At 69.0% G+C, this 25,225-nt stretch carries 26 protein-coding genes and 1 pseudogene; 9 read left to right on the top strand and 18 right to left on the bottom strand.

The window, feature by feature from the left end; translation table 11 throughout:
* The 3 genes from ACWCO2_RS19030 to ACWCO2_RS19020 form a co-directional block, all read right to left on the bottom strand.
* Nucleotides 1-722, bottom strand: a 722-nt coding sequence (locus ACWCO2_RS19030; RefSeq protein WP_450129057.1) for an IS701 family transposase, incomplete at its 3' end; no start/stop codon positions are given.
* A 116-nt stretch (nt 723-838) separates the two neighbouring features.
* Entirely contained in the window at nt 839-1,414 is a 576-nt protein-coding gene (locus ACWCO2_RS19025) for a TetR/AcrR family transcriptional regulator (RefSeq protein WP_450129056.1), read from the bottom strand.
* A gap of 10 nt (nt 1,415-1,424) precedes the next feature.
* Entirely contained in the window at nt 1,425-2,870 is a 1,446-nt protein-coding gene (locus tag ACWCO2_RS19020; protein WP_450129055.1) for an MFS transporter, read from the bottom strand.
* Between the two features lie 195 nt (nt 2,871-3,065).
* On the opposite strand from ACWCO2_RS19020, the gene ACWCO2_RS19015 reads away from it, so the two are divergent.
* From ACWCO2_RS19015 to ACWCO2_RS19005, 3 genes are read left to right on the top strand one after another with little or no spacing between them, the layout of a single operon-like run.
* The gene (locus ACWCO2_RS19015) at nt 3,066-3,536 is read left to right on the top strand and encodes a MarR family winged helix-turn-helix transcriptional regulator (protein ID WP_450129054.1); all 471 of its coding nucleotides are present in this window, start codon (nt 3,066-3,068) and stop codon (nt 3,534-3,536) included.
* Entirely contained in the window at nt 3,533-4,345 is an 813-nt protein-coding gene (locus tag ACWCO2_RS19010; RefSeq protein WP_450129053.1) for an ABC transporter ATP-binding protein, read from the top strand. Before ACWCO2_RS19015 ends, ACWCO2_RS19010 begins: the two co-directional genes overlap by 4 nt.
* Nucleotides 4,305-5,126 (top strand): ABC transporter permease, encoded by an 822-nt coding sequence (locus ACWCO2_RS19005; RefSeq protein ID WP_450129052.1) that lies wholly within the window; start codon nt 4,305-4,307, stop codon nt 5,124-5,126. The genes ACWCO2_RS19010 and ACWCO2_RS19005 overlap by 41 nt, the downstream gene beginning before the upstream one ends.
* Here ACWCO2_RS19005 and ACWCO2_RS19000 read toward each other — a convergent pair.
* The 3 genes from ACWCO2_RS19000 to ACWCO2_RS18990 form a co-directional block, all read right to left on the bottom strand.
* Complete coding sequence (locus tag ACWCO2_RS19000; protein WP_450129051.1) at nt 5,123-5,779, bottom strand: GntR family transcriptional regulator; 657 nt, start codon at nt 5,777-5,779, stop codon at nt 5,123-5,125. The genes ACWCO2_RS19005 and ACWCO2_RS19000 overlap by 4 nt on opposite strands.
* Nucleotides 5,780-5,848: 69 nt before the next feature.
* Nucleotides 5,849-6,598, bottom strand: a complete 750-nt coding sequence (locus ACWCO2_RS18995) for an ABC transporter permease (protein WP_450129050.1) — start codon at nt 6,596-6,598, stop codon at nt 5,849-5,851.
* Between the two features lie 26 nt (nt 6,599-6,624).
* Nucleotides 6,625-7,581: an ATP-binding cassette domain-containing protein gene (locus tag ACWCO2_RS18990; protein ID WP_450129049.1), complete on the bottom strand. Its 957-nt coding sequence runs from the start codon at nt 7,579-7,581 to the stop codon at nt 6,625-6,627.
* A 304-nt stretch (nt 7,582-7,885) separates the two neighbouring features.
* Between ACWCO2_RS18990 and ACWCO2_RS18985 the strand changes: the two genes are divergently transcribed.
* Nucleotides 7,886-8,545: a hypothetical protein gene (locus ACWCO2_RS18985; RefSeq protein WP_450129048.1), complete on the top strand. Its 660-nt coding sequence runs from the start codon at nt 7,886-7,888 to the stop codon at nt 8,543-8,545.
* 147 nt (nt 8,546-8,692) lie between these two features.
* On the opposite strand, the gene ACWCO2_RS18980 is transcribed toward ACWCO2_RS18985, so the two are convergent.
* The 3 genes from ACWCO2_RS18980 to pdhA all read right to left on the bottom strand — a co-directional run bounded on the left by ACWCO2_RS18980 (nt 8,693) and on the right by pdhA (nt 12,140).
* The gene (locus ACWCO2_RS18980) at nt 8,693-9,901 is read right to left on the bottom strand and encodes a dihydrolipoamide acetyltransferase family protein (protein ID WP_450129059.1); all 1,209 of its coding nucleotides are present in this window, start codon (nt 9,899-9,901) and stop codon (nt 8,693-8,695) included.
* Between the two features lie 152 nt (nt 9,902-10,053).
* Nucleotides 10,054-11,073 carry an alpha-ketoacid dehydrogenase subunit beta gene (locus ACWCO2_RS18975; RefSeq protein WP_450129047.1) on the bottom strand — a complete coding sequence of 340 codons (1,020 nt, stop codon included), beginning with the start codon at nt 11,071-11,073 and terminating at the stop codon, nt 10,054-10,056.
* Complete coding sequence (gene pdhA, locus ACWCO2_RS18970) at nt 11,073-12,140, bottom strand: pyruvate dehydrogenase (acetyl-transferring) E1 component subunit alpha (RefSeq protein WP_450129046.1); 1,068 nt, start codon at nt 12,138-12,140, stop codon at nt 11,073-11,075. The genes ACWCO2_RS18975 and pdhA overlap by 1 nt, the downstream gene beginning before the upstream one ends.
* A gap of 90 nt (nt 12,141-12,230) precedes the next feature.
* Here pdhA and ACWCO2_RS18965 point away from each other — a divergent pair, with 90 nt between their 5' ends.
* The gene (locus tag ACWCO2_RS18965; RefSeq protein WP_450129045.1) at nt 12,231-12,731 is read left to right on the top strand and encodes an Lrp/AsnC family transcriptional regulator; all 501 of its coding nucleotides are present in this window, start codon (nt 12,231-12,233) and stop codon (nt 12,729-12,731) included.
* Nucleotides 12,732-12,897: 166 nt separating this feature from the next.
* Here ACWCO2_RS18965 and ACWCO2_RS18960 read toward each other — a convergent pair whose 3' ends face one another.
* The 3 genes from ACWCO2_RS18960 to ACWCO2_RS18950 form a co-directional block, all read right to left on the bottom strand.
* The gene (locus tag ACWCO2_RS18960) at nt 12,898-13,695 is read right to left on the bottom strand and encodes an exodeoxyribonuclease III (protein WP_450129044.1); all 798 of its coding nucleotides are present in this window, start codon (nt 13,693-13,695) and stop codon (nt 12,898-12,900) included.
* 294 nt (nt 13,696-13,989) lie between these two features.
* Nucleotides 13,990-14,208 (bottom strand): hypothetical protein, encoded by a 219-nt coding sequence (locus ACWCO2_RS18955; RefSeq protein WP_450129043.1) that lies wholly within the window; start codon nt 14,206-14,208, stop codon nt 13,990-13,992.
* Between the two features lie 85 nt (nt 14,209-14,293).
* A complete protein-coding gene (locus tag ACWCO2_RS18950; RefSeq protein ID WP_450129042.1) occupies nt 14,294-14,509 on the bottom strand; it encodes a hypothetical protein in 216 nt (71 codons plus the stop codon).
* Nucleotides 14,510-14,867: 358 nt separating this feature from the next.
* Here ACWCO2_RS18950 and ligD point away from each other — a divergent pair, with 358 nt between their 5' ends.
* From ligD to ACWCO2_RS18930, 4 genes are read left to right on the top strand one after another with little or no spacing between them, the layout of a single operon-like run.
* The gene (ligD, locus tag ACWCO2_RS18945) at nt 14,868-15,629 is read left to right on the top strand and encodes a non-homologous end-joining DNA ligase LigD (protein WP_450129041.1); all 762 of its coding nucleotides are present in this window, start codon (nt 14,868-14,870) and stop codon (nt 15,627-15,629) included.
* A gap of 11 nt (nt 15,630-15,640) precedes the next feature.
* Nucleotides 15,641-16,132: a 2Fe-2S iron-sulfur cluster-binding protein gene (locus tag ACWCO2_RS18940; RefSeq protein WP_450129040.1), complete on the top strand. Its 492-nt coding sequence runs from the start codon at nt 15,641-15,643 to the stop codon at nt 16,130-16,132.
* The gene (locus tag ACWCO2_RS18935; protein ID WP_450129039.1) at nt 16,129-17,115 is read left to right on the top strand and encodes an FAD binding domain-containing protein; all 987 of its coding nucleotides are present in this window, start codon (nt 16,129-16,131) and stop codon (nt 17,113-17,115) included. The genes ACWCO2_RS18940 and ACWCO2_RS18935 overlap by 4 nt, the downstream gene beginning before the upstream one ends.
* Complete coding sequence (locus ACWCO2_RS18930) at nt 17,112-19,199, top strand: xanthine dehydrogenase family protein molybdopterin-binding subunit (RefSeq protein WP_450129038.1); 2,088 nt, start codon at nt 17,112-17,114, stop codon at nt 19,197-19,199. The genes ACWCO2_RS18935 and ACWCO2_RS18930 overlap by 4 nt, the downstream gene beginning before the upstream one ends.
* 10 nt (nt 19,200-19,209) lie before the next feature.
* Here the strand turns inward: ACWCO2_RS18930 and larC are convergent, their stop codons facing one another.
* The 6 genes and pseudogenes from larC to ACWCO2_RS18900 all read right to left on the bottom strand — a co-directional run.
* Nucleotides 19,210-20,358, bottom strand: coding sequence for a nickel pincer cofactor biosynthesis protein LarC (gene larC / locus ACWCO2_RS18925; RefSeq protein WP_450129037.1), 1,149 nt, complete (start codon nt 20,356-20,358; stop codon nt 19,210-19,212).
* Nucleotides 20,355-21,023, bottom strand: a complete 669-nt coding sequence (gene larB, locus ACWCO2_RS18920) for a nickel pincer cofactor biosynthesis protein LarB (protein WP_450129036.1) — start codon at nt 21,021-21,023, stop codon at nt 20,355-20,357. Before larB ends, larC begins: the two co-directional genes overlap by 4 nt.
* The gene (larE, locus tag ACWCO2_RS18915; RefSeq protein ID WP_450129035.1) at nt 21,020-21,844 is read right to left on the bottom strand and encodes an ATP-dependent sacrificial sulfur transferase LarE; all 825 of its coding nucleotides are present in this window, start codon (nt 21,842-21,844) and stop codon (nt 21,020-21,022) included. Before larE ends, larB begins: the two co-directional genes overlap by 4 nt.
* A gap of 25 nt (nt 21,845-21,869) precedes the next feature.
* Nucleotides 21,870-22,625 carry an SDR family NAD(P)-dependent oxidoreductase gene (locus tag ACWCO2_RS18910; RefSeq protein ID WP_450129034.1) on the bottom strand — a complete coding sequence of 252 codons (756 nt, stop codon included), beginning with the start codon at nt 22,623-22,625 and terminating at the stop codon, nt 21,870-21,872.
* Nucleotides 22,626-23,049: 424 nt separating this feature from the next.
* A complete protein-coding gene (locus ACWCO2_RS18905; RefSeq protein ID WP_450129033.1) occupies nt 23,050-24,093 on the bottom strand; it encodes a family 2 encapsulin nanocompartment cargo protein polyprenyl transferase in 1,044 nt (347 codons plus the stop codon).
* A 111-nt stretch (nt 24,094-24,204) separates the two neighbouring features.
* A pseudogene (locus ACWCO2_RS18900) lies at nt 24,205-24,534 on the bottom strand (Crp/Fnr family transcriptional regulator); the annotation flags it as partial.
* Nucleotides 24,535-25,225 lie beyond the last annotated feature (691 nt).

Below are 25,225 nucleotides of genomic sequence, written 5' to 3'. Positions count from 1 at the left end.
GTATGGAAGGCGCACCCGACCCGCAGCACATAGCCGGTCTCGTTGTCTTCCAGGAACTCGCGTAGTTGTCCGGAGCGGCCGTAGACCTCGTCGCCGGCAGCCCAGGGCGGCATCGAGCCGTCGGCGACCATGTCGGCGAGAATGTCTTGTGCCAGCTGGGGTTTGGTCCGGAACCCGGTTGTGCCGCCGATTCCCAGTGCGGTGCGGCGAGCATCATCGTCGAGCTGGTCGGTGGGCACATAGACGCGGGCGCCGACCAGGGCATGCCCGCCCGGGGTGGCATACGTGCAGTAGACGGTGTTCACTCCGTTGGCGATCCGGCCCGCGCAGCCCATGTACTGCCGCTGGACACCGGCGGTGTGCTCACCGGTCTTTTCCTGCCCGGACTCATCCAGCGCCGCCACGACCAGCGACTGATCACGCAGGTGCTCGACCACGAACCCACGTACCACGCCCTGCGCCGCGTCGTGGTCCCACACGGCGTGATTGAGCAGCCGCTGCATCCGGTCCGGCGTGACATCGCCCGCGTGCTGGGCCAGCGTCCACCCGTTCTTGCGCGGCAGGTCACTCATCAGCCCCGCCACATACTTCCCGGCCTGCGCCAACGGTTCCCGCCGCGCGAAACACGTCGCCAACCGCGCGTGCAACACGGCCAGATTCGACACCGCCAGCTCACCCTCTACGATGACAGCCGCAGCCGCCTCACGGTCTTCTTGTCTCACAACCTGATCATCGCGAGGCGGCTGCTCATGATCAACAGAGCCCCGTCAATACCCTGACCAGCCACGATCAGCTAAGTGCGGCTGCCCTACTAGGGTGACGCGGCTGCTGGGTGGGGTCAGAGGGGGCCGTTGAGCCAGCTTTGGATCAGGGGGGCTGTGATTGCGATCAGGTTTTCCTTGGGTTCTGCGGTGATCGCTTCGGTTCGGAGGACTAGGCGGGAGGCTGCTAGGCCCATCAGGTGGCTGCAGACCAGTTCTGCTCGGAGTTGGGCGTTGGGGCCGGGGAGTCGTTCGGCCAGGCGGGTGAGCAGTTGGTGTTCGAAGTTCGCCCGGAACTGGGCGCCCGCCGGGCGGGAGGAGGTGAACACCGCTCGTAGCAGCGGGTCGCCCTGGGTGTGTTCGTGGTAGTCCAGCAGGGTGCGGACCAGATGCTCGCCGAGCCGGGGGAGTTCGCAGTCGAGCAGCCGCTCGGCGTCCTGCTCGAAGCCCGAGGCCTGGGTGAACAGGTCCTCCTTGCTGCCGAAGTACTTCACCACCAGTGCGGCGCTCACCTCGGCGTCGGCCGCGATGTCGCGCAGCGTCACGTCGGCGTAGCCGCAGGAGGAGAAGCGGCGCCGGGCCGCCTTCAGGATCGCCTGGCGGGTCGTGCAGGCGTCACGCCGCTGATCGTCGCCGACGGCCGGGCTGGACATGTCGATCAGGCTAGCGCGACTGCCCGGTTGCGGTCGCCACCTGCGCGGCAACGGGCGCGTACCGACGTGCGGTCGGTGTGACGGCGGCGATCAGCGCGGCCAGCATCGCCGCCGCGCCGGCGACGAGGAAGACCCAGGAATAGGCCGTGACCGACGGGTATTCGACCCCGGAGACCTGCACCACCGACCCCGTCGTCAACGCCACCACGATGGCGCTGCAGCTGGACGTGCCGATCGAGCGGGCCAGGGTGTTGAGACTGTTTGCCGCAGCGGTCTCGGCCGGTGGCACGGCGCGCATGATCAGCGTGGGCAGCGCACCGTAGGCCAGCGCGCCGCCGATCGCCACGATCGTCAGGTTGAACACCACCAGCGGCAGCGGGTCGTGCAGGAACGATCCGGCGAGGTTGCCTGCGGTCAGCACCGACCCGCCGAGGATCAGCGTGGTGCGCGGTCCGCGCCGCCGCGAGATGCGCGCCGACAGCGGGGAGAACACGCCCATGGCTCCGCCGATGGGCAGCAGCACCAGCCCGGTGACCACCAACGACATCCCGAAGCCGTAGCCGGTGCCGACCGGGGCCTGCACTATCTGCGCGCCCACCATGAACCCGGCGAACATCGCCAGGCCGATCAGCACGGATGCGATGTTGGTCAGCAGCACCGCGGGTCGGGCCGAGACCCGCAGATCCACCAGCGGGGACGGGGTGCGCAGCTCGTAGCCGCCCCACACGACGAACAGCGCAGCGGCCGCGACGAGCAGGCCGAGCACCGACGGGCTGGTCCAGCCCCAGTCGTTGCCCTTGGAGATGGCCAGCAGCAGGCAGGTCAGGGCAGCCGAGAGCCCCAGTGCGCCGACGAGGTCGAACCGCCCGCCGCTGCGCAGCGCCGACTCCGGCACCAACAGTCGCACCAGCACGAGCTCGACGAGACCGAAGAGGGCCGCGCCGGCGAAAAGCCAGTGCCAGTTGAAGTTCTCCGCAACCACTCCGGTCACCGGAAGCCCAACCGCACCACCGATCCCGAGCGTCGCGCTCATCAGCGCCACCCCGGAGGTGATCCGCTCCTCCGGCAGCTCGTCGCGCATGATGCTGATGCCCAGCGGTACGACACCGATGGCCGCGCCCTGCAGGACCCGGCCGACCAGCACAGCGCCGAACTCGTCGCTGACCGCACCGATGGCGCTGCCCAACGACATGGCGCCCAGCGAGACCAGCAGCATCCGCCGTTTGCCGTGCATGTCGCCGAGCCGGCCGAGCACCGGCGCGCACACCGCTCCCGCCACCAGGGTTGCGGTGACCAGCCACGCCGCGTTGGCCGGGGTGGTGTTGAGGAGCCTGGGGAATTCCGGTAGCAGCGGTACGACCAGGGTCTGCATCAGCGAAACCGCGATCCCGCAGGAGGCGAGCACTCCGATGACGATCTTCGAACGTCGCTGAGGTGCGGCCGTGGGGCTGCTCATCAGACTCCTCGCTATTCAGGTGAACTTGTGTTCACCAAGCAAGTGAACCTGTGTTCACCTCGGCCTACAAGGGTGCTTTGGATGGAACTTCCTGCGATGAATGGAAATTCGTCCAATTATTCATCCACTGTGGACGAAAAGAGACAGGCGTGAGCAACCCTGGAAATAGCTCTGAATGAGAGGTACTTTGAAGCTGTGAGCGATGCAGTGGCGGTGGGCGATGAGCTGATGTCGGTGCTGGTCGGACTGCGCCGACGGGTTCGGCGCAGGCTGCGGCCGGAAGCGCCCGGTCCGAAGCTGCGCGGCGCGCAGGTCGAACTGCTGCGAGCCGTGGAGGAGCAGTCGGGCATTGGGGTGCGAGGGGCGGCGGAGACGCTGCACCTGGCGCCCAACTCGGTCAGCACGCTGGTCAACCAGCTGGTCGCGATGGGAATGCTGGAACGACACCCGGATCCCGATGACCGTCGCGCTGCTCAACTGCAGCTCACCGACCTCGCCGAGCACCGCCTGGCGTACTGGCGCAAGGCGCGTTCGGAGCTCGTCGGCGCTGGTGTCGCCCAACTCCCGGAGGCCGATCAGGAGGCGTTGCAGCAGGCCTTGCCCGCGCTGCGCCAACTGCTGGTGAACCTGTCGGTCGACGAGCCGCCGGATCTGGAGGAGTCATGACCGAGGAACTCGCGGTGCGCTGCGAAGACCTGCGACACCGCTTCGGGGACACGGTGGCCGTCGACGGCGTGGACCTGCGCATCGCCGCCGGAGAGGTGTTCGGGCTGCTCGGCCCCAACGGGGCGGGCAAGACGACCACCATCCGCATGATCGCGACGCTGCTGCCCGCCGAGCCCGGCGCGATCGTCGAGGTGTTCGGCGTCGACGTGAACCGCCGCAAGCTCGCCGCCCGCAGGCTGATCGGCTACGTGCCGCAGCAGCTCTCGGCGGACTCCGAGCTCACCGGCCGCGAGAACGTCGAGCTGTTCGCCCGGCTCTTCGACGTGCCGAGGTCAAAGCGGCGCGATGCGGTGGATGCGGCGCTGCGGTCGGTCGGCCTGGACGACGTTGCGGAGCGGACCGCGGCCACCTACTCCGGCGGCATGGTCCGCCGCCTGGAGCTGGCCCAAGCGCTGGTCAGCGCGCCGAGGCTGCTGGTGCTGGACGAGCCGACGATCGGGCTCGACCCGATCGCCCGCGCAGGCGTGTGGGAGCGCATCGACGAGGTGCGGGCGGCCACCGGTATGACGGTGCTGGTCACCACGCACTACATGGAGGAAGCCGACCGCCAGTGCGACCGGGTGGCGCTGATGCACCGAGGCCGGATCCACCGCGAAGGAACACCGTTGGAGCTGCGAACCGAGGTCGGGCCGGAGGCGACGTTGGAAGACGCCTTCCGCGCGGTGACCGGTGACGCGCTGGGCGAGAGCGCGGGGGAGGGGATGCGCGATGTCCGTGCAGCACGCCGGGTCGCACGTCGTGTCGGTTGAGCCGCTGCGACGTGGGCCGATCGGTCTGATGACGTCCCGGATCGGGACGATGTGCCTGGTGGAGCTGCAGAAGCTGCGCCACGACCGCACCGAGCTGATCACCCGGGCCATCCAGCCTGCCCTGTGGCTCGTGATCTTCGGCGAGACGTTCAACCGGCTGCGGGTGATCCCGACCGGCGACGTGCCGTACCTGGACTACCTGGCGCCGGGCATCCTGGCGCAGTCGGCGCTGTTCGTGGCGATCTTCTACGGCATCCAGATCATTTGGGAGCGCGACGCTGGAGTCCTGGCAAAACTGCTGGTCACCCCGACGCCTCGAGTGGCGATTGTGAGCGGCAAGTCGTTCGCGGCCGGGGTGCGCGCGCTCGCGCAGGCGCTGGTGGTGCTGGTGCTCGCCGCGCTGCTCGGTGTGTCTATGACGGCGAACCCGCTGCGGCTGCTGGGCGTGGCTGTGGCCGTGCTGCTGGGGTCGGCGTTCTTCTGCTGCTTGTCGATCACCATCGCCGGACTGGTGCTCTCGCGCGACCGGCTGATGGGCATCGGGCAGGCGATCACCATGCCGCTGTTCTTCGGTTCCAACGCGCTGTACCCGGTGGAGCTGATGCCGGGCTGGCTGCAGGTGGTCAACCGGGTCAACCCGCTGGGGTACGAGGTGGACGCGTTGCGTGGACTGCTGCTCGGCCTGCCCGCGAACCTGCTGCTGGACTTCAGCGTGCTGGTGGCGGCCGCAATCGCGATGATCTGCATCGCCTCGGCTCTGCTGGCCAGGCTCGCCCGCTAGAGCATCCGCTCCAGCACCATGCGCTGGCTGGACAGGACGTGCTGCTTGGCCACTTCGGCCGCCCGGTCGGCATCGCCCGCGCTGATCGCGGCCTGGATGGCCTCGTGCTCGCGGCACACCCGGTCGGGCTCGAGGTTCATCCGGAACAGCCAGGCGAGCCTGCCGTGCAGCGGTTCGAGCATCGACGCCAGCAGGTCGTTGCCGGACAGGTCCACCAGCTTCTCGTGGAAGGCCTCGTTGGCGTTGGACATCTGGTCTATGTCACCGGATTCGAGCGCCGCGCGGGACCGCTGCGCCAGCTCGGCCAGCACCTCGACGTCACCGGGCTCGGCGCGGTCGGCGGCCAGGCGGGCGGCGTAGACCTCCAGCGCCTCGCGCACCTCGAACAGCTCCTTGGCCTGCTGCCGGTCGAGCCCGCGGACGAACACACCGCGGCGGCCGGGCGGCACGTCGACGAAGCCCTCGCTCTGCAGCATGCGGATCGCCTCGCGCACCGGAACGCGGGAAATCCCCAGCTCAACGGCGAGGTCCTGCTCGAAGATCCGGTCGCCGGGCAGCAACCGGCCGTCGGCGATCCGGGCCTGCAGCTCCTGGCGCACCTGCTCGCGCAGGGGCACGCGAGGTTCCGAGGCTTGTTCTCCGGTGACCGACACGGTGCCTCCTCGTCGCTGGCTGCCGCACCACCCTAAGTCAGCGACCGGCCCGTGCGGCAGCCTTCGCGATCAGAGACCGCGCTTCATGGCCCGGGTGCCCGCCAGCAGGCCGATTGCCGCGAGCGCCATCGCGGCGAGGCTGCCGGAGAGCACCGACGGGGCCAGCAACTGGCCGGAGAACAGCGCCCGTTCGGCGTCGGCGATGTGCGAGACCGGGTTGATCCGCGCGGCCACCTGCAGCCACGCCGGGCCGAAGTCCATCGGCAGCAGCACGCCGGACAGCAGCATCAGCGGGAACAGGACCTGCTGGGTGACCGCGTAGAACAGCTCACCGCCGGGGTGCGCGACGATGGCCAGCACGTAGGACAGCGAGCCCAGCCCCACGCCGAACACCAGTAGCAGCGCAAGCCCGGCAAGGACGCCGACCGGGTGCAGCTGGAAGCCCAGCGGCACCGAAAGCGCGATGAGCAGCACGGCCTGCACCAGCAGCAGGGCGAACTCCTTGAGGGTGCGGCCGACGAGCATCGCCGAGCGGTTCAGCGGGGTCACCAGCATCCGCTCCAGCGAGCCGCTGCCGAGCTCGACCAGCAGGTTGTACCCGGCCATCATCGGTCCGAACAGGCACATCATCACCAGGATGCCGGGCACGAACCACTGCCACGGCGAGGTGTCGAAGCCGGAGGTGCCGACCAGCAGCGGGCCGAACAGGAACAGGAACAGCAGCGGCTGAGCCATGCTGAACAGGATCGCCACCGGTTCCCGCAAGCTCGGCGTGATCTCCCGCCGGAAAACCGTTGCGGTGTCGCGGAAGAAGTGCATCGATCGGTCCTTTCTGAGGTGGGTGGTCAGTTGGTCTCGTCCTCGCGCAGGCTCCGGCCGGTGAGCGCGAGGAACACGTCGTCCAAAGTGGGGCGCGCGGTTTCCGCTGAGATCGCCTTGACGCCGCTGTTCTCCAAGGCGCGCAGGTACTCGGGCATCGCTGCGTCGGCGCGCGGTACGCGGACGTGAATTGAGTCGTCCTCGACGGTCACCACGTCTGGTCCGGCCATGCGCGCGGCCGTCTCAGCGGCCGCTGGCACGTCCGGCCGGGCGACGGTGATGGTGATGCGGTCGCCGGCGAGGTCCGCCTTGAGCCAGCCGGGGGTGCCATCGGCGATGACCCGGCCGTGGTCGACGACCACCACCCGCTCGGCCATGTTGTCCGCTTCGTCGAGGTAGTGGGTGGTGAACAGCAGCGTGGTGTCGTGCTCCTCGCGCAGCCGCAGCACGTGCTGCCAGATGTTGGCGCGGCTGTGCGGGTCCAGCCCGGTGGACGGCTCGTCCAGGAACAGCAGCTCCGGCCGGTTCATCAGGCCCATCGCGATGTCCAGGCGGCGGCGCTGGCCGCCGGAGAGGGTGCCGGGTTTGCGGTTGACCAGCGCGGTCAGGTCGAGCAGATCCAGCACCTCGTCGGCGCGGTGGCGGGCGTCGCGGCGGGACATGGCGTAGCTGCGGCCCTGGGTGATCAGCTCGTCGCGCGCCCGGTGGTTCTCGCCGGCGCTGTTCTGCTGGCCCACGTACCCGATGCGGGCGCGGACGGCGGCGGCCTCGGTGCGGATGTCGTGCCCAGCGACGGTGGCGGTTCCGGAGGTGGGCGGCAGCAGTGTGGTGAGCATCCGCAGGCTGGTCGACTTCCCGGCACCGTTGGGGCCGAGGAAGGCGACCAGCTGGCCGGGTTCGACGTCGAGGTCCAGGCCGCGGACGGCCTCGACGGGTTTGCGCTTGACGGTGAACCGGCGGGTGAGGCCGCGGGCGCGGATCATCGACGACTCCTTGCTGCTCGATCGTCCGCCGAATGCGGACATGACGAAGAAACCCCAGGTCAGGGGTTGGTTTCGGGAGAAGTCGATCCTGTCCCGGGAGGGGACCGCCGGTCAAACGTGAACACCGCGTTCATGTTTGCTGTGACCTGCGGAAACACATTTCGCAAACGCCCCGGGTCGATGCTGGAATTCGCGCGGATCCGCAGTTCGACGGGCATTCGAGGCGAATCTGGAGGAAATTTGGCTGTGAACCTCGGGTTTACGGCTGCTACTGTAAACCTAGGGTTCACAAGGAGGTTGGAGCATGGCAGCGGAAGAGGCCGGGCAGTTGGTGCGGCAGTTGGCCGAGGTGACCCCGGTCGAGGCGGTCGACCCAGGACCGAAGGCCAGTGATGTCGGCGACGAGCAGGAGCGGCGGTTGCGCGCGCTGGGCGAGTTCCGGGCTGCGCTGGACGTCGAGGAGCAGGTGGCGGAGGCAGCACTGCGGCGCACTGCGGAGGCGGCCGAGAAATCGGTGTGGCTGGGCGCGAGCCTGGCGGACCTGAGCGCGGTCACCGGGCGCACCCGTCAGGCGGCGCGGAAGCGCTGGCCGGAACTCGGCGACGTCTACCGCCGCCGCAAGTGGCTCGGCAACCACGTCGAGGACATCTCCTACATGGCCGGACTCCTGGCGTCCCGCGCCGACGACCTGGCGCCCACCCGGGGCCACGGCACTTTCATGAAGCTGATCCGCCAGCTCCGCGAAGGGATCCGGCGTTGCGAAGAGGACTTCGCCGCGGACGCTCGGGGCGGCGAGCACCCAGCGGCCCGCTGGCGGGCCCTGGACGACCTGGTCAACGTGACCATGCGCGGGATCATCGAATCGGCCGGTGAACCCCGAACCCCGGAAGCGGGCTTCGCCCTGCACGGAGCCACCGGAGTCCTCGCTTACTACGACCACGCCACCAAACCCGACGACGACTGACCGCCCGCCCCGCCATGGCGCGGAGCCGGGGCACGACGTGACGGGCGGTGGCAGGGCCCGGGTCGTCCACAGTTTCAATTGAAACTGTAATCCCCACCCACGGCGGATCGCAGTTTCAATTGAAACTGTGGTTTCCTCCGGGGGCGGTCAGAGGTCGGCGAGGGTGGTGATGGGGTTTTCGACGCAGTCGGCGAGGTAGCGGAGGAATCCGCCGGCCGTTCCGCCGTCGCAGACCCGGTGGTCGAAGGTCAGGGACAGCTGGGTGACCTTGCGGAGGGCCAGTTCGCCCTGGAAGGCCCAGGGTTTGTCGATGATGCGGCCGACGCCGAGGATCGCCGCCTCCGGGTGGTTGATGATCGGCGTCGAGCCGTCCACCCCGAACACGCCGTAGTTGTTGAGCGTGAAGGTGCCTCCGGTGAGGTGCTTGGGGCTCAGCTCTCCCTCGCGGGCTTTGCCGGTGCGCTGGGAGATCGCCTCGGCCAGCTGTGCGGTGGTCATCTCGTGCGCGTCGCGGACCACCGGAACCACCAGGCCGCGCGGGGTTTGGGCGGCGAAGCCGAGGCCGATGTGGCGGTGCTGGACGATCTCGTTGCGGTCGGTGTCCACCGACGCGTTGAGCTCCGGGAACCGGCGCAGTCCGGCGACGCAGAAGCGCGCGAGCAGTGCCAGCAGGCCGATGCCGCGCGGCTTGAGCGCATCGCGGGCTTCCAGCAGGCGGGTGGCGTCGACGTCCACCCACGTGCTGGCGTCCGGGATCTCCCGGCGGCTGCGGGTGAGCTTGTCGGCCACCGCACCGCGCAAACCCCGCAGCGGGACGCGGGTTTCGCCCGACGGCTCAGGGGTCGGCTGCTCCGGAACTCGTGCTGCCTCCACGTCTCGGCGCAGGATCACCCCGCCCGGGCCGGATCCATCCACACTGGACAGATCGACGGCGTGCTGCTTCGCGAGTCGACGCACGATCGGCGACAGCACGCGCGGAGCCCCAGTGCTTCGCGATGCGCCGTTGGTCTGCGGCACCACGTGCACCGGCCGGCTCCGGTTCCGGCGCCGTCGCTTCGCACCGCCGGTTCCGTAGCCGACGAGCACGTTGCCCGATCCGGCCCGCTCCTCAGTCCGGTGCTGCTCGTGCGGGGCGTCCGCGCCGACGATCGTGGTCAGCGGGGATCCCACCGCGATCACGTCACCGGGCTCGCCGTGCAGCTCCTGGACCACCCCGGCGTACGGGCAGGGCACGTCCACGACCGCCTTGGCGGTCTCCACCTCGGCCACCACTTGGTCGGCTTCGACGCGGTCGCCGACCGCGACGTGCCAGCGGACGATCTCCGCCTCGGTCAACCCCTCGCCCAGGTCGGGCAGGGGGAACGCGGTTCCGCCCCTCCCGGTTCCGCCTCTCCGCGATTCACTGTGGTGGTCGCGTTCGGGGGTGATCTTGCGTGCCGGGGTTTCTTGTGGCTGGGTTGCGTCACGGTCCCCTGGGGTGCGGTTGGGTGGGGTTGGCATTGGCCTGTTCACGCCGCTCCCTCCTGTAGTTCGAGCCACTTCGCGTCGGGCTGGTCGTCCCACTGCAACCGCGCGAGCGCGTCGAGCACGCGGTCGACGTTCGGCAGGTGGCTGTGCTCGAGCTTCGGCGGCGGGTACGGGATGTCGAAGCCGGACACGCGCAGCACCGGCGCGGCTAACGAGTGGAAGCAGCGCTCCTGCACTCGAGCAGCGATTTCTGCTGCCACACCCGCGAATCCCTGCGCTTCCTGCACGACCACGCAGCGCCCGGTCTCGCGCACCGCGGCGGCCACCGTCTCGTCGTCGAACGGCACCAGGCTGCGCACGTCGACCACCTGGACGTCCCAGCCCTCCTCGGCGGCGGCTTCCGCGGACTCCATCGCCAGCGGGACGCCGGGGCCGTAGGCAATCAGCGTGGCGTCCTGGCCCGGTCGGCGGATCACGGCGCGCCCGAGCGGTTCCGCGCTGATCGGCAGTTCAACGTCCTCTTTGGACCAGTAGAGCTTCTTGGGTTCCAGGAACACCACCGGATCCGGATCGGCGATCGCCTCGCGCAGCAGCGAGTACGCGTCCGCCGGGGTCGCCGGGGCGACGACCTTCAGCCCGGGGGTGTGCGCGTAGTAGGCCTCGCTGGAGTCGCAGTGGTGCTCCACGCCGCCGATGCCGCCCGCGAACGGAACCCGGATCACAATCGGCAGCGAAACCGCGCCGCGCGTCCGGTTGCGCATCTTGGCCACGTGCGAGACGACCTGCTCGAACGCCGGGAAGGCGAAGGCGTCGAACTGCATCTCCACCACCGGGCGGAACCCGGCCATGGCCATGCCCACAGCGAACCCGACGATGCCCGATTCGGCCAGCGGGGTGTCGAAGCAGCGGTCCTCGCCGAAGGCGTCCTGCAAACCGTCGGTGATCCGGAAGACCCCGCCGAGCTTGCCGACGTCCTCGCCGAAGACCACCACGTTGTCGTCCTCGGCGATGGAATCGCGCAGCGCCGCGTTCAGCGCCTGCGCCATGGTGGTCAGTGCCATTACAGCGCCTCCTGTTCGGCCTGGAGCTGGGCGAGCTGTTCCTGCAGCTGCGGAGTCGGCTCGGCGTAGACGTGGCGGAAGAGGTCTTCCGGATCCGCGGTCGGCTCGACCTGCATCCGGCTGCGCACCTGCGCGGCGAACTCCTCGGCCTCCGCGGCGATCCGCTCGACGCCGTCGTCGTCGAGGTGTCCGCCCTCGCGCAGGTGGCGCTCCAGTCGGTCGATCGGGTCCCGCTGCTGCCACTGCTCGACTTCGGCCGCGTCGCGGTAGCGCCCGGCGTCGTCGGCGTTGGTGTGCGCCTCCATGCGGTAGGTGTGCGCTTCGACCAGGAACGGCCCGTTGCCGGAACGCGCGTGCTCGACAGCGGTGTCCATCACCGACAGCACGGCCGCCGCGTCGTTGCCGTCCACCTGCTCGCTGCGCACGCCGTAGCCGATTCCCTTGTGCGCCAAGGAAGGCGCGACGGACTGCTTGGCCAGCGGCACGCTGATCGCATAGCCGTTGTTCTGCACCAGGAACACCACCGGGGCCTTGAACACGGCGGCGAAGTTGAGCGCCTCGTGGAAGTCGCCTTCGCTGGTCGCGCCGTCGCCGATCAGCGCCAGCGCGACGGTGTCGCGACCCTTGCGTGCCTCGCCGTGCGCCAAGCCGACCGCGTGCAGGGTCTGGGTGGCCAGCGGCGTGCACTGCGGCGCGGTGCGAGTGCTCGGCACGTCGTAGCCGCAGTGCCAGTCGCCGCGCAGCAGCGTGAGCACCTCGACCGGATCGAGGCCGCGGGTCACCAGCGACACCGAGTCCCGGTAGGTCGGGAACAGCCAGTCCTGCGCGCCGATGCTCAGCGCGGCGCCGACCTGGCAGGCTTCCTGGCCGCGCGAGGACGGGTACACCGCGAGGCGGCCCTGCTTGGTGAGCGTGGTGGCCTGCGCATCGAACCTGCGGCCCACGACCATCGCGCGGTACGCGGCCAGCAGCCGGGACGGATCCGGCACCGGGTAGTTCGGATCGGGCTGATCCAGCAGGCCCACCGGACTGCTCGACGGAAGCCATTCCACGGCCGACACCTCCATTGGACGACTGGCTTGAGATCGTCGGCCAGCGAGGTCATGTGATACAAGTGATCGGCGAGAACTCGCAACGAACGGCTTCAGGAGCACGTCATGAAGGACCAGACGTCCGCGGAAAGCGGCATCCGGGGAGGGCGAGCCGGACGAACGGCACCGGCGTTGGACGACATCGACGCGCGCATCGTCGACGAGCTGGTCCGCGACGGCCGGATGTCCATCCGCACCCTGGCCGAGCAGGTCAACATCTCCCGCACCAACGCGCACAGCCGGGTGGACCGCCTGATCGGCAACGGGGTGATCACCGGCTTCCACGCCCACGTCGAACCGGCCAAGGCCGGGCTCGGCACGGCGGCGCTGATCGGCCTGTCGATCGAGCAGGACACCTGGCGCGAGGTGTCCCGCCGGCTGGCCGAGGTCGACTCCGTCGAGCACGTGGCGCTGGTGGCGGGGGAGTTCGACATCGTGGTGCGCGTGCGCACCGAAGACAACGTGACCCTGCGCAACCTGGTCTTCGACCACATCCAGTCGCTACCAGGAGTGCGCACCTGCCACACCTGGCTGATCTTCGACGAGTACGAACCAGAACACCGCTAACAGCCAGTACCCGCGACCACTTTCCGGTGCCATATCCCACAAAGTGCACGCAGCCGATCACCTGCGGAAATGCCGCCCTCGCAGTGAGGGGGTGGCCAATTTCGCGAGAAATTGACGTTCACCCAGGTGATGGTCAATTTCTCGCGAAATTGGCCACCCAACCCCGTCAGGGGATGTTGATGTCGACGACGACCGGAGTGTGGTCGGAGGTGCCCTTGCCCTTTCGGGCTTCGCGGTCGACGTAGGCGTCGGTGACCGCCCCGGTGAACTGCTCGTTGCCGTAGACGAGGTCGATGCGCATGCCCTGGTTCTTGGGGAAGCGCAGCGCCCGGTAGTCCCAGTAGGTGAAGGGCACGTCGTACTTCAGGGCGCGCGGGTAGACCTCGCTCAGGCCGACCTCGCCGAGCGCGGTGAGGGCCTTGCGCTCCTCGTCGGTGACGTGCGTGAAGCCCTCGAACTCGGTGATGTCCCAGACGTCGGCGTCGGTCGGCGCGATGTTGAAGTCGCCGAGCACAGTCCACGGGAGCTCGCCCAGCTCCTCGGCGGCCGTGGCGCGCAGCGCGTCGAGCCAGCGCAGCTTGTAGTCGTAGTGCGGGTGGCCGACCTCGCGGCCGTTGGGCACGTACACCGACCACACGCGCACACCGCCGCAGGTGGCGCCGATCGCGCGCGGTTCCTGGGACTCGAACATCGCGCCGTCAGCCATGAAGCCGGGCTCGTCGAGCAGTCCGCGGCGCACGTCCTCGATGCCGACCTTGGACAGCACCGCGACACCGTTCCAGCGTCCGGTGCCGTGCGCGGCGACCTCGTAGCCCAGCTCGCCGACCTCGTCATAGGGGAACGCGTCCTCGGCGCACTTGAGCTCTTGCAGGCACAGCACGTCCGGCTCAGCGGTGCCCAGCCAGTCGATCAGCTTCGGCAACCGGGCCCCGACGGAGTTGACGTTCCAGCTCGCGATCCGCACGCCCGAACTTTCCCACACACCCCCGTCGACCCGGCGAACCACCCGTGGCGGTACGGACCTGAACCACAGTTTCAATTGAAACTGTGATTCGCCGTGGGGGGAGATTACAGTTTCAATTGAAACTGTGGTCCTCGACGCGCCGAGCCGAGCCGCCTGGGGACGGCTCTGGAGGTCGGGCGACGGCGTGGACCGTCGGTGTGTCGTCGTCGGACACGCCAGGGGGCTGTGGCGAACTCACCGCAATTTCAACGGAAATCGGACGTTCAATTTCCATTGAGGTGTTCTCAGTAAGGACTAGGCCAGGCGGCCGTGTTCGTGGTGGGTGAGTACGAGTGCGGCTTGGACGATGCGGCCGATTTTGCGGGGACTGGTGGTGAAGCGCCGCAGGGACCGCCAGCGTCCGACGAGGAGAGCGAATCCGCGTTCGCCCAGGGCGCGGAGGCTGCGGAGCAGCAGGTTGGCCACCGCGCTGGTGATCCGCTCGGTCAGCGACATGGTGCCTCCAGTGCACATCGACCAACCATGCTCGTTACCGACGCTAACCAGCTGCCAGCTGGGTGGCTCGACCGTTTCGCGGATCTCGGCGTGACCGCAGCGGTTACGGCCGGACGGCCGGTTCGCCCGCGTACTGGTAGCGCCACACGCCGTCGGAGCGGCGGTCGTGGCGGTCGTACTGCGCGCACGGGGACTCGCCGTCGCGCGGGGAGGGGAAGGTGAACTGGCCGATGGGTAAGTCCGCCTCCAGCGAGGGGATGATGAAGGACCGGCCATCCTCCGGGCCGCCGATCAGTTCGGCGTGCACGTGCTGCTGCATGGATGTTCTCCCTGGCGTCGGCGCAACATCGCGTTTCTCGCCCAATAGGAACAAATGCGCTGGCCGTTGGCTCCAGGTTTCACCCGATCGTCTCAACTTGATGTGTCAGCAGGCGGTTTCGTGCCGCGCGTCGATCGCGCTTGGTTAGCGGACGAACACTCCGGGTAGGCCGGGCACGTGGCTGGGAACGAGTTGGCGACTTGCCGGCGCAAGCGAGATCTGCGGCGTTCCGGGGAGCCCAGCGGCGGTTCGCCCGGTGATCTGAGTTGACTGCGCAGCTGGAAGTCCAGGGTCGGCGCTTCGAAGTGTCCAATCCGGACAAGTTCTTTACCCCGACGCCGGTTACCGCGAGCCGGACGTGCTCGACCACTACCGCGCGGTCGCCGAGGTGATGGTCGCGCGCACCAGCGGAAAACCGTTGACGTTACGGCGATTCTCGGACGGGATCGACGAAGGCGGGTTCTTCCAGCGGGACGGACACCACCCGCGCAACGCGGTGAGCGCAGTGGTGCACCACGTGGTCCTCGACGATCCCGCGATCCTGCTCTACCTGGCCGGCCAGGCCCGCCTGGAGTTCCACATCGGGCTCGCCACGGTGGATGACCTGGAACGTCCGGTGCTGGTGGTGCTCGACCTGGATCCGCCGGACGGGGTGTCGCTGACCGTGCTGCGCGAGGTGGTCCGCCAGAGGTGCGTGCGGCTCCGCGACGCCGGGCTGGAACCGCACGTGCAGGCCACCGGCGGTCGCGGCTTCCACATCGCTGCGCCGCTGCGCGCCGAGCACGAGTTCGACGACGTCCGGGCCGACCTGCAGGAGCTGGCCGAGCGAGCGGTGCGCGACGAACCGGATCGGCTGACCGTCGAACAGCGGAAGGACAAGCGCGGCGGCCGGATCTTCTTGGACACCAACCGCAACGCCTACGGCCAGACCATGATCGCGCCCTACTCGCTGCGCGCCCGCCCCGGTGCCCCGGCCGCCGCTGGACCTCGACGAGCTCAGCCGTGCGACACCGCAGTCCTACGGCCTCGCGAACATGGCGCGGCGGCTCGTGCAGAAGAACGATCCGTGGGCGGGAATGCGGCCCAGGTGACATGGGTAGGCCTGGTGAACAGGCCTTGAGGGGAGGGGCAGTGGACACCGAGATCACCCTCGTCGTCGACGGCGTCGAGCACCGCGTCACGGTCGACGCCCGCACCACGGTGCTCGACGCGTTGCGGGAACGGCTCGGCATCACCGGCCCGAAGAAGGGCTGCGACCACGGCCAGTGCGGCGCGTGCACGTTGCTGCTCGATGACCGCCGGGTCAACAGCTGCCTGATGCTGGCGGTGGCCTACGACGGTGCGAACCTGCGCACCGCCGACGGTCTGGCCGACGGAGATCTGCACCCGGTGCAGCGATCGTTCATCGAGCACGACGCCTTCCAGTGCGGTTACTGCACGCCGGGGCAGGTGGTGTCGGCGGTGGGCATGTTGCGCGAGATGCGCGAAGGCGAGCCGAGCGCGGTCACCGCCGACGGCGCGGAGCTGGCCGACGAGGTGCGCGAGCGGATGAGCGGAAACCTCTGCCGCTGCGGTGCTTACGCCAACATGGTCCCGGCCATCGTGGAGGTCGCGCAGCGATGAGACCGTTCCGCTACCAGCGCGTTCCGGACATCGACAGCGCCGTGAGCACGCTCGCCGCCGCACCCGGCGCGGCTTACCTGGCCGGGGGCACCAACCTGGTCGACCTGATGAAGCTGGAGGTCGAGGTCCCGGACCTGCTGGTCGACGTCCGGCAGCTGACCTCCGACCGGATTGAGCCGCACCCGGAGTTCGTGCGGATCGGCGCGGCGGTCACCAACAGTGCGCTGGCCGCCGACCCGGTGATCCGCCGGCAGTTCCCGGTGCTGTCGCAGGCCGTCCTGGCCGGCGCTTCGGGACAGCTGCGCAACCTGGCCACGACCGGCGGAAACCTGTTGCAGCGCACCAGATGCGTGTACTTCCAGGACGTCAACACGCCGTGCAACAAGCGCGAACCCGGCACCGGATGTTCCGCGCGGGAAGGATTCCACCGCGAGCACGCCATCCTCGGCGCCTCCAAATCCTGCATCGCTACGCACCCTTCTGACATGGCCGTCGCGCTGGTCGCCCTCGACGCCGTGGTGAACACCGAGGGGCCGCGCGGGCAGCGGGCGATCCCGCTGGTGGACCTGCACCGGCTTCCCGGCGACATGCCGGAGCGGGACACGATCCTGGAGCACGGCGAGCTGATCACCTCGATCGACGTCCCGAACTCGGACTTCGCCACCAACTCCCGCTACCGCAAGGCCCGCGACCGCGCATCCTTCGCGTTCGCGCTGGTGTCGGTGGCGGCTGCCGTCGACGTCGCCGACGGGGCGGTGCGCGACGTCCGCCTGGCACTGGGCGGAGTCGCGCACAAGCCCTGGCGTGCCACTGCCGCCGAAGCCGCGCTGCGCGGCAGTGTCGTGTCGACGGATGCATTCCGCCTAGCCGCCGACGCGGAACTCGACGCGGCACGTCCGCTGCCCGGCAACGAGTTCAAGATTCCCTTGGTGCGCAACATGATCGTCGGTGTGCTGTCCGATCTGTCGGGGGTATCGCGATGACTACGACGACCAGCATCATCGGCGCCCCGGTGGATCGGATCGAAGGAGTCGAGAAGGTCCGGGGCGCGGCACTGTACGCGGCAGAGCACCCGGTCGACCAGCCGGTGTACGCCTACCCGCTGCAGGCGGAGATCGCGCTCGGCCGGATCACCGGCATCGACCCCACCGAGGCGATGACCGAACCCGGGGTGATCGGGGTGCTCACCCACGAGAACGCCCCGAAGCTGGCCTCGAGGAACGACGCCGAACTGGCCATCCTGCAGTCCCCGGACATCGCCTTCCGCGGCCAGCTCATCGGCGCGGTGCTGGCGGAGAACATCGAGACCGCGCGACGAGCGGCGCAGCTGGTGCACATCGGTTACGAGCAGCGCGCCCACGACGTCGACCTGCACCCGGCGCGATCAGACCTGGTCACACCCGAAACCGTCAACGGTGGGTTCCAGACCGACACCGCCGAAGGCGACGTGGACGCCGCCCTGGACAGCGCTGCGGTGGTGCTCGACGAGGTCTACACCACGCCGCAGGAACACAACAACCCGCTCGAACCGCACGCCACCATCGCGATCTGGACCGAAGGCGAGCTCACACTCTACGACTCCACCCAGGGCGTGCACTGGGTGCGCGACAGCATCGCGGAGGTCTTCGGGCTGGACCAGCAGCGCATCCACGTGGTGTGCCCGCACACCGGCGGTGGTTTCGGGTCGAAGGGACTGCCGCACGCACACATGGTGCTGGCCGTGATGGCCGCTCAGCAGGTCACTCCGCGCCCGGTGAAGCTTGTGATGACCAGGCAGCAGATGTTCACCGTCGTCGGCTACCGCACCGGCACCATCCAGCGCATCCGGCTGGGCAGCGACGCCGCCGGGCGGCTGACCGCGATCAGCCACGACGCGGTGTCGCAGACCTCCCGGATCAAGGAGTTCGTCGAGCAGACCGCGGTGCCCACCCGCACGATGTACGCCGCGCCGAATCGCCGCACCACTCACCGGGTCGCCGAGCTCGACGTGCCGGTCCCGACGTGGATGCGGGCTCCCGGCGAGTGCCCTGGCATGTTCGGTCTGGAGGTGGCGATGGACGAGATGGCCATCGCCTGCGGCCTGGACCCGGTGGAGTTCCGCATCCGCAACGAACCGGACACCGACCCGGCGACCGGTCGCGCCTTCTCCAGCCGAAACCTGGTCGCCTGCCTGCGCGAAGGCGCGCAGCGCTTCGGCTGGGCGCAACGCAATCCCACCCCGCGCTCCGGCCACGACGGCCGCTGGCTGGTGGGCACCGGCGTGGCTGCCTCGACCTACCCGGTGTTCATTCTGCCCGGAGCGCGCGCCACCATCCAAGCTCGGCCGGACGGCCGCTACCGAGTCCTCATCGGCGCGGCTGACATCGGCACCGGCACGTGGACGACGCTGACCCAGATCGCGGCGGACGCACTGGACGTGGCGATGTCCGAGGTGCAGCTAAGCATCGGCGACACCGACCTGCCGTACGCATCCGGCGCGGGCGGCTCGTCCGGAATCGGTTGCTGGGGCTCGGCGATCGTGGACGCCGCCCGCCGCCTGCGCGCGCAGCTGCCCAACGGCGAACCGATCCCGGACGAGGGCGTCGAGGTCACCGGAGCGCTCCCGGACAACCCTTACGCCGGACAGCTGGCGATGCACAGCTTCGGCGCCCAGTTCGCCGAGGTCAGAGTGCACGCCGACACCGGAGAGGTGCGGGTGCCGCGGATGCTGGGCGTCTTCGCGGCCGGACGGATGATCAACGCCAAGACGGCGCGCTCCCAACTGCTGGGCGGAATGACCATGGGCCTGTCCATGGCGCTGCACGAGCACAGCGTGGTGGACCCCCGCTACGGCCACGTGATCAACCACGACTTCGCCGAATACCACATAGCGACCAACGCCGACATCGGCGAGATCGAGATCCACTGCCTCGACGAACACGACCCGTACGTGAACCCGATGGGCACCAAGGGAATCGGCGAACTCGGCATCGTGGGCACAGCGGCGGCCATCGCCAACGCAACCCACCACGCCACCGGCACCAGGATCAGAGACCTGCCGATCACCCTCGACAAATTCCTGACCTGACGCCCGCAGATCAGTCCGATCGCTGGCTGGCTGCGAGGGCCTCGGCGGTGACGACGTGCAGTGGCCGGTTCAGGGCTTCGGCGGCTGCTGCGACGTCGTCGTGCTCGGGTTTCGCGCGCCATGGTCCGTGCTTGACACGGATTTCGTGGCCTTCGACGGTGACGGTGGTGGTGTGGCGGGGGAGGGCTCGGCGGTTGACCTGGTGGCTGCGGATGCCGAGGCTGCCGGTTTCGGACAGGAGTAGTTCGGTCAGCTCTGGTTCTCGGTGCGGGTGGCACAGGACGTGCAGGACGTGGGCGGGGCGGGACTTCTTCGTCGTCGACGGTGTCGTCCACGCGTCGGCTGCGCCTGTTTGCAGGGCTCGGTTGATGACGTGACCGAGCAGCTCCCCCGTGACGTCGTCCACATTGCACTCCAGGACCAGCATCGGCTCAGCCGGTTCGGTGGTCAGCGGGGTGCCGAGGGTTGCTGGGAGGACGTTGGGGCGTTGCGGGAAGCGTCGGGTGCCGGCGCCGAAGGCGGTGTTCTGGACGGTCATCGCTGGTGGTGGGACGAACTCGGTCCCGATTGTGGTGAGCAGAGCGGCGCCGGTTGGTGTGACTGTCTCGCCGGGTAGGTCGGTGCCGACGACCGCTGCGCCGCGCAGCAGCTGGAGCGTTGCCGGAGCAGGGGCGGGCAGCACGCCGTGAGCGCAGCGGACTGTGCCGGTGCCCAGTGCCAGCGGTGCGGAATGCACTGCGGTGACACCCAAAGCGTGCAGTGCGGCGGCCACGCCGACGGTGTCGACCACGGTGTCCAGGCCGCCGATCTCGTGCAGGTGCACGTCGTCGGGGTGCTGGTCGTGCAGAGCGCCTTCCACCTCGGCGATCGCGCGGACCGCCGCTGCAGCGAGTTCCGCGACGGGCTCGGGCCGGGCTTGACGGATCCGTGCGATGAGTTCCGAGGCGTGCCGTTCGCTGCTCGTGTCGTCGACCTCCACCACAGCTTTGGTCGCTGCGATGCCGTTGACCTGGACCGCCTCGGTGCGTAGTTGCCAGCCTGGCAGACCGGTCGACTCGACCGCAGCGCGAACCTCCGCCAGTGGTGCGCCGAGGCCGAGCAGTGCGCCGAGCAGCATGTCGCCGGATACCCCGGTGACCGGGTTGAGCCAGAGGATCATCGACGCTCCGCCGCGGTGTGGGCCAGCCGGTGCGCGGCCATCGCTGCGCCGAAGCCGGAATCGATGTTGACCACGGTCAGACCGGCGGCGCACGAGGTCAGCATGGCCAGCAGCGCCGTCACGCCTTCCAATGCCGCGCCGTAGCCGGTCGACGTGGGCACCGCGATCACCGGGCACGCCACCAGACCGCCGATCGCGCTGGCCAGGGCACCTTCCATCCCGGCCACCACGATCACCGCATCCGCCTGTGCCAACTCCTCGCGAGCCGCCAGCAGCCGGTGGATACCGGCCACTCCGACGTCCCGCACGACGTGCGCGGTCAGCCCAATCGCCGCGCACACCGCCTCGGCTTCGGCGGCGACCGGCCAGTCCGCAGTGCCCGCGGTGGCGATGCACACCCGGAACGGGCGGGGCTGCGCCGGTCGGCACACCAGCAGGCGCGCGGTCTCGTCGTAGCTGCCACCGGGCACCTGGACCTGCGCGGCGATGCCGGCTTCCAACCGGGTCACGAGGACCGGGCCGGTGCTGCGGGCGAGCAGTTCGGTGACGATGCCGGTGATCTCCGCAGGCTGCTTGCCGGGCGCGTAGACGACTTCGGGCAGCCCCTGCCGGGCTTCCCGATCGGTGTCCACCCGCGCGTAGCCGAGGTCGGCGAACCCGGTCATGACGCGGTCCGGGTCGGCAGCAGCGGCAGCAGCGCGTTCATCCGTCCACTTCGGAATCCGCCCAGGTCGAGTGAGCAGAACTCGAATCCGGACTCGCGCACGACCCGGTCCAGCTCGGCGTGCTGCGCAGCTGCACGGTCGATGTCGCCGTCTGGTACCTCCAGCCGAGCAACGGTGCCCTGGGCATGCGCGCGCACCCGGCAAACATCGAAACCCAGTGCCCGCACGGCGGTCTCGGCGCGCTCGATGCGTCCGAGCACCTCCGGGGTCACGGGATCGCCGTATGCGACGCGGGAGGCCAGACAGGCGGCAGCGGGCTTGTCCGCGGTGGACAGGCCGAGCTCGCGGCTGGCCCGGCGAACGGCGTCCTTGGTCAACCCAGCGTCCACCATCGGCGCGATGGCACCGCGTTGTGCGGCCGCCTGCTGGCCGGGGCGATGATCGCCGAGGTCGTCGAGGTTGGTGCCCAGCGCGATCCGCGCGCCCAACGCCGCAGCCAGTGGCTCGACCGCGTCGAACAGGGCTGATTTGCAGTGGTAGCAGCGGTTTCCACCGTTGGCCGCGTACTCCGGCCGCTCGCCCTCGTCGGTGCAGACCTCGACGTGCGCGAAGCCGCGGGTGCGGGCGAATTCCTTGGCATGACGTCGTTCCGCAGCGGCCAGGCTGGGGGAGACGGCGGTGACGGCCAGCATCCGCGAGCCGAGCACCTCGTGCGCCACGGCCGCCACCAGGGCCGAGTCGACACCCCCTGAGAACGCCACGACCAGGCCGTCCTCCTCGCTGATCCGCTGCCGGAGCCGATCGAGATCGGACGCGCTCACGGTCCCACTCCTTCCAGGTGCCGACTCAAATCGCGGTCATGCCGCCGTCCATGACGAAGGCGCTGCCGTTGGCGAAACGCGACTTCGCCAGGAACGCGATTCCCTCGGCGACCTCTTCCGGAGTGCCCATCTTGCCGTCCAGCTGGCGTTGTTCCATGGCTTTGCGTGCGGCTTCGGGATCCGGGGCGTCGGCCAGGATCTTGCCTATCCACTCGCTGCCCACGGTGCCGGGACATATCGCGTTGGCCCGAATGCCCTGGTCGGCGTAGTCCACGGCGATGGAGCGGGTGAGCCCGATGACTCCGGCCTTGGACGCGCAGTATGCGGCCCGGTTGCGCACGCCGACCACGCCGGCGACCGAGGAGACGTTGACGATGCAGCCACCGCCGGCCGCCACCATCCGGGGCAGCACGATCCGGCAGGTCTCGAACAGCGCGGTCAGGTTCACGCCGAGCACAGCGTCCCAGCCCTCGCGGCTGGTCTCGGTCACCGTCGCGGCGATGCCGATCCCGGCGATGTTGGCCAGCAGCTGCGGAGTGGCGCCGAAGTGCTGCTCAGCGTTGTCCACGGCCGCCTCGAACGCATCGGCGTCGCGCACGTCCAGCGAGACCGGCAACGCCTCCGAGCCCGCTTCGGCCACTGCCTGAGCAGCTCGTTCGGTCCCGTCGGCGGAGATGTCGATGGCCACGATCCGGTAGCCCTCGGCGGCGAGTGCGATGGAGGTGGCGTATCCGATGCCGGATCCCGCGCCGGTGACGATGGCCGTGCGAACGTCGTGCAACGGACTGCCTCCTGGTAATCCACAGTGGACTGAAGGGGTGCGAGCTGATCGTCCGACCAGAGCACTCTAGGCGTGCGGTGGACCGCGCTGTCAAGGGAGAGAACTGGGCGGAAGCATCCGGTTGACGGTCGCCGTGCGGGGAGGTAGGCGGCTCCGGACCGGCGGGTGTCGGACTCACCGACGTGTCGCTCGTCCGGATGGCTCACCACGGCGCCCGCGACCAGCGGACCTAGTGTTCGAAGCCGGGACTGATCAGCGCGAGGAGGACGTGGTGGCGGACAACGCGGCAGTCCGATCGTTCTTCCGATCCGCGGCGAGTGCGCTCGGCCGTGAGATCACGAGAGGTCTGTTCGGCAACCGCCGCCGTTGACCGTCACCCGGGGAACGTCGATTCGATGTGACCCCGGGTGACGGACCTGGATGGTCAGTGGTCACGGTGGGTCATCAGGTGGGCCAGGGCGCCGAGCTGTTCGGACGCTCGGGGAGCGAGGTCGGCTCGGCGGAGGTCGGACAGGGCTGAGTTGAGGAGTTCGTCGGACTGGTTCTGGCTCCAGCTGCGTCCGCCCGCCAGGGCGATCAGCTCGGCGGATTGGGCCAGGTCGCTGCCGGACAGCGGTCGGTCGCCGAGGTAGATGGCGGCCAGCCGCTGTCCAGCTGGCGTGCCGGAGGTCAGCGCGGCGACCACCGGTAGGGTCTTCTTGCGGGTGCACAGGTCGGCGAACACCGGTTTGCCGGTGATGGCCGGATCGCCCCAGATCCCCAGCAGGTCGTCGACGTGCTGGAACGCCAGCCCGACCCGTTCGCCGAAACTGCGCAGCCGGGCGATCTGGTCGGTCTTGCCACCGCCGAACATCGCCCCGAGCGCGCACGCGCATCCCAGCAGCGCGCCGGTCTTGTCGCGGGCCATCCGCTGGCACTCGCCCAGGTCCACGCTGCGGCGGTCCTCGAACGACAGGTCGGCGACCTGCCCGTTGATCAGGTTCAGCACGGTCGTGCTCAACGTCCGCACGGCATCGGATGCTGTGGGATGGCGGCATGCCCCGAGCACGTCGGCCGCCAACGTCAGCAACGCGTCCCCGGCAAGGATCGCTGGGCCGCTGCCGAACACCGTCCACGCGGTGGGGCGGTGCCTGCGGGTCACGTCGCCGTCCATCACGTCGTCGTGCAGCAGCGAGAAGTTGTGCACCAGCTCGACGGCGACGGCGGCCGGGACGGCCACCGCGGGGTCACCGCCGACTGCGCCGGCGGTGAGCAGCACCATGGCCGGGCGCAGTGCTTTGCCGCGGTCAGCGCGCACCGGGTTGCCGTGCTCGTCCCACCACCCGAAGTGGTAGCCGGCGACTTGCTGCATCGCGGTGGGCAACCGGTCGACCGCGGCCCGCAGTGCGGGCTCGACCATGGTGCGGCTTCGGGTCAGTGCCTCGTAAGCCGCGCCTGCCCGGTGGGCGTCCTGTTGCATGGTGGTCATCCGATTTCCCTTTCGAAACAGTGGGATTCCTGCGGCGGATCCGGTTGACCTCTCCGCCGCGACCAGCTGCGTGGTCAGGGCGCGAGCGTGCGCTCACGACCCAACGAGTCGTCAGCGGTTGGTCTCGACGTGTTCGAGAACGCCGAGGGCGTCGGGCACCAGAACGGCCGCTGAGAAGTAGGTGCTGACGAGGTAGGAGATGACGGCTTGGTCGTTGATCCCCATGAACCGCGCGGAGAGTCCGGGCTGGTACTCGTCGGGGATGCCGGTCTGGTGCAGGCCGACCACACCGCTGTCCTGCTCGCCGGTGCGCATGCAGAGGATCGAGCTGGTCCCGTTGTCGCTGATCGGGATCTTGTCGCTGGGCAGCAGCGGCACACCGCGCCAGGCCTGCACCTGGCGGCCTTCCACCTCGGTGGTCTGCGGGTAGGTCCCGCGCCGGTTGACCCGGTAGGTGCCGGCGCCGACGTCGATCCACGGCAGCATCCGTACCAACCAGCGGGAGGTGGTGCCCTGCATCTGCGGGATGGACTTGGTCGTCGTCACCGGATTTCGGGCCGCTGCCGCGCTCAGGCTCAACTGCGGCGCACGGGTCTCGCCGGTGCTGAGCGGTTCGGTCGCAGTCACGCCAATACCACCAATCATCTCGCTCGCCGAGTTCGGGCAGACGAATTGTGCGGAGGAATGGTTTCGCTGAAATTGAGAATGGCTGGAAAAGATGGCCAGTCGGTTGCCGAGTGGCTGCCTTGCTCGCTGCTGACGGCGACGTTAGCACTGCTGATCTCGACCGTACAGTCACCCGAACGTGCAGCTCGAATCGGTAAAGCACGAGGTTGCGTGCCCGATTTTGATCAGCTTGCTCGCGGCTTGCGCGGAACTCTGCGTAATCGCGCTCAGCAATTCTGTCCCGCAATTCGGCGGTGCTGCGCCTGCTTGCACTAGGCCGTTCCGGTGATCACGTCGTATTCCTCGGCCTCATTGCTCCACTCGGGTGATCCACTTCGAATAGCCAGATTCCACGAATCGGACCATCCGCGCTCCGTCCATTTCGGAGTACTGTTCGGGCCGCGGAAGAATCGCGTTCTTCGCGGTGTTTCCTTCAGTGATTCTGAAATCGTGTCGAGCGGGCAGC

The sequence above is a fragment of the Saccharopolyspora sp. NPDC002376 genome, from assembly GCF_053593195.1.
This window is presented reverse-complemented; position numbering and strand designations above follow the sequence as displayed.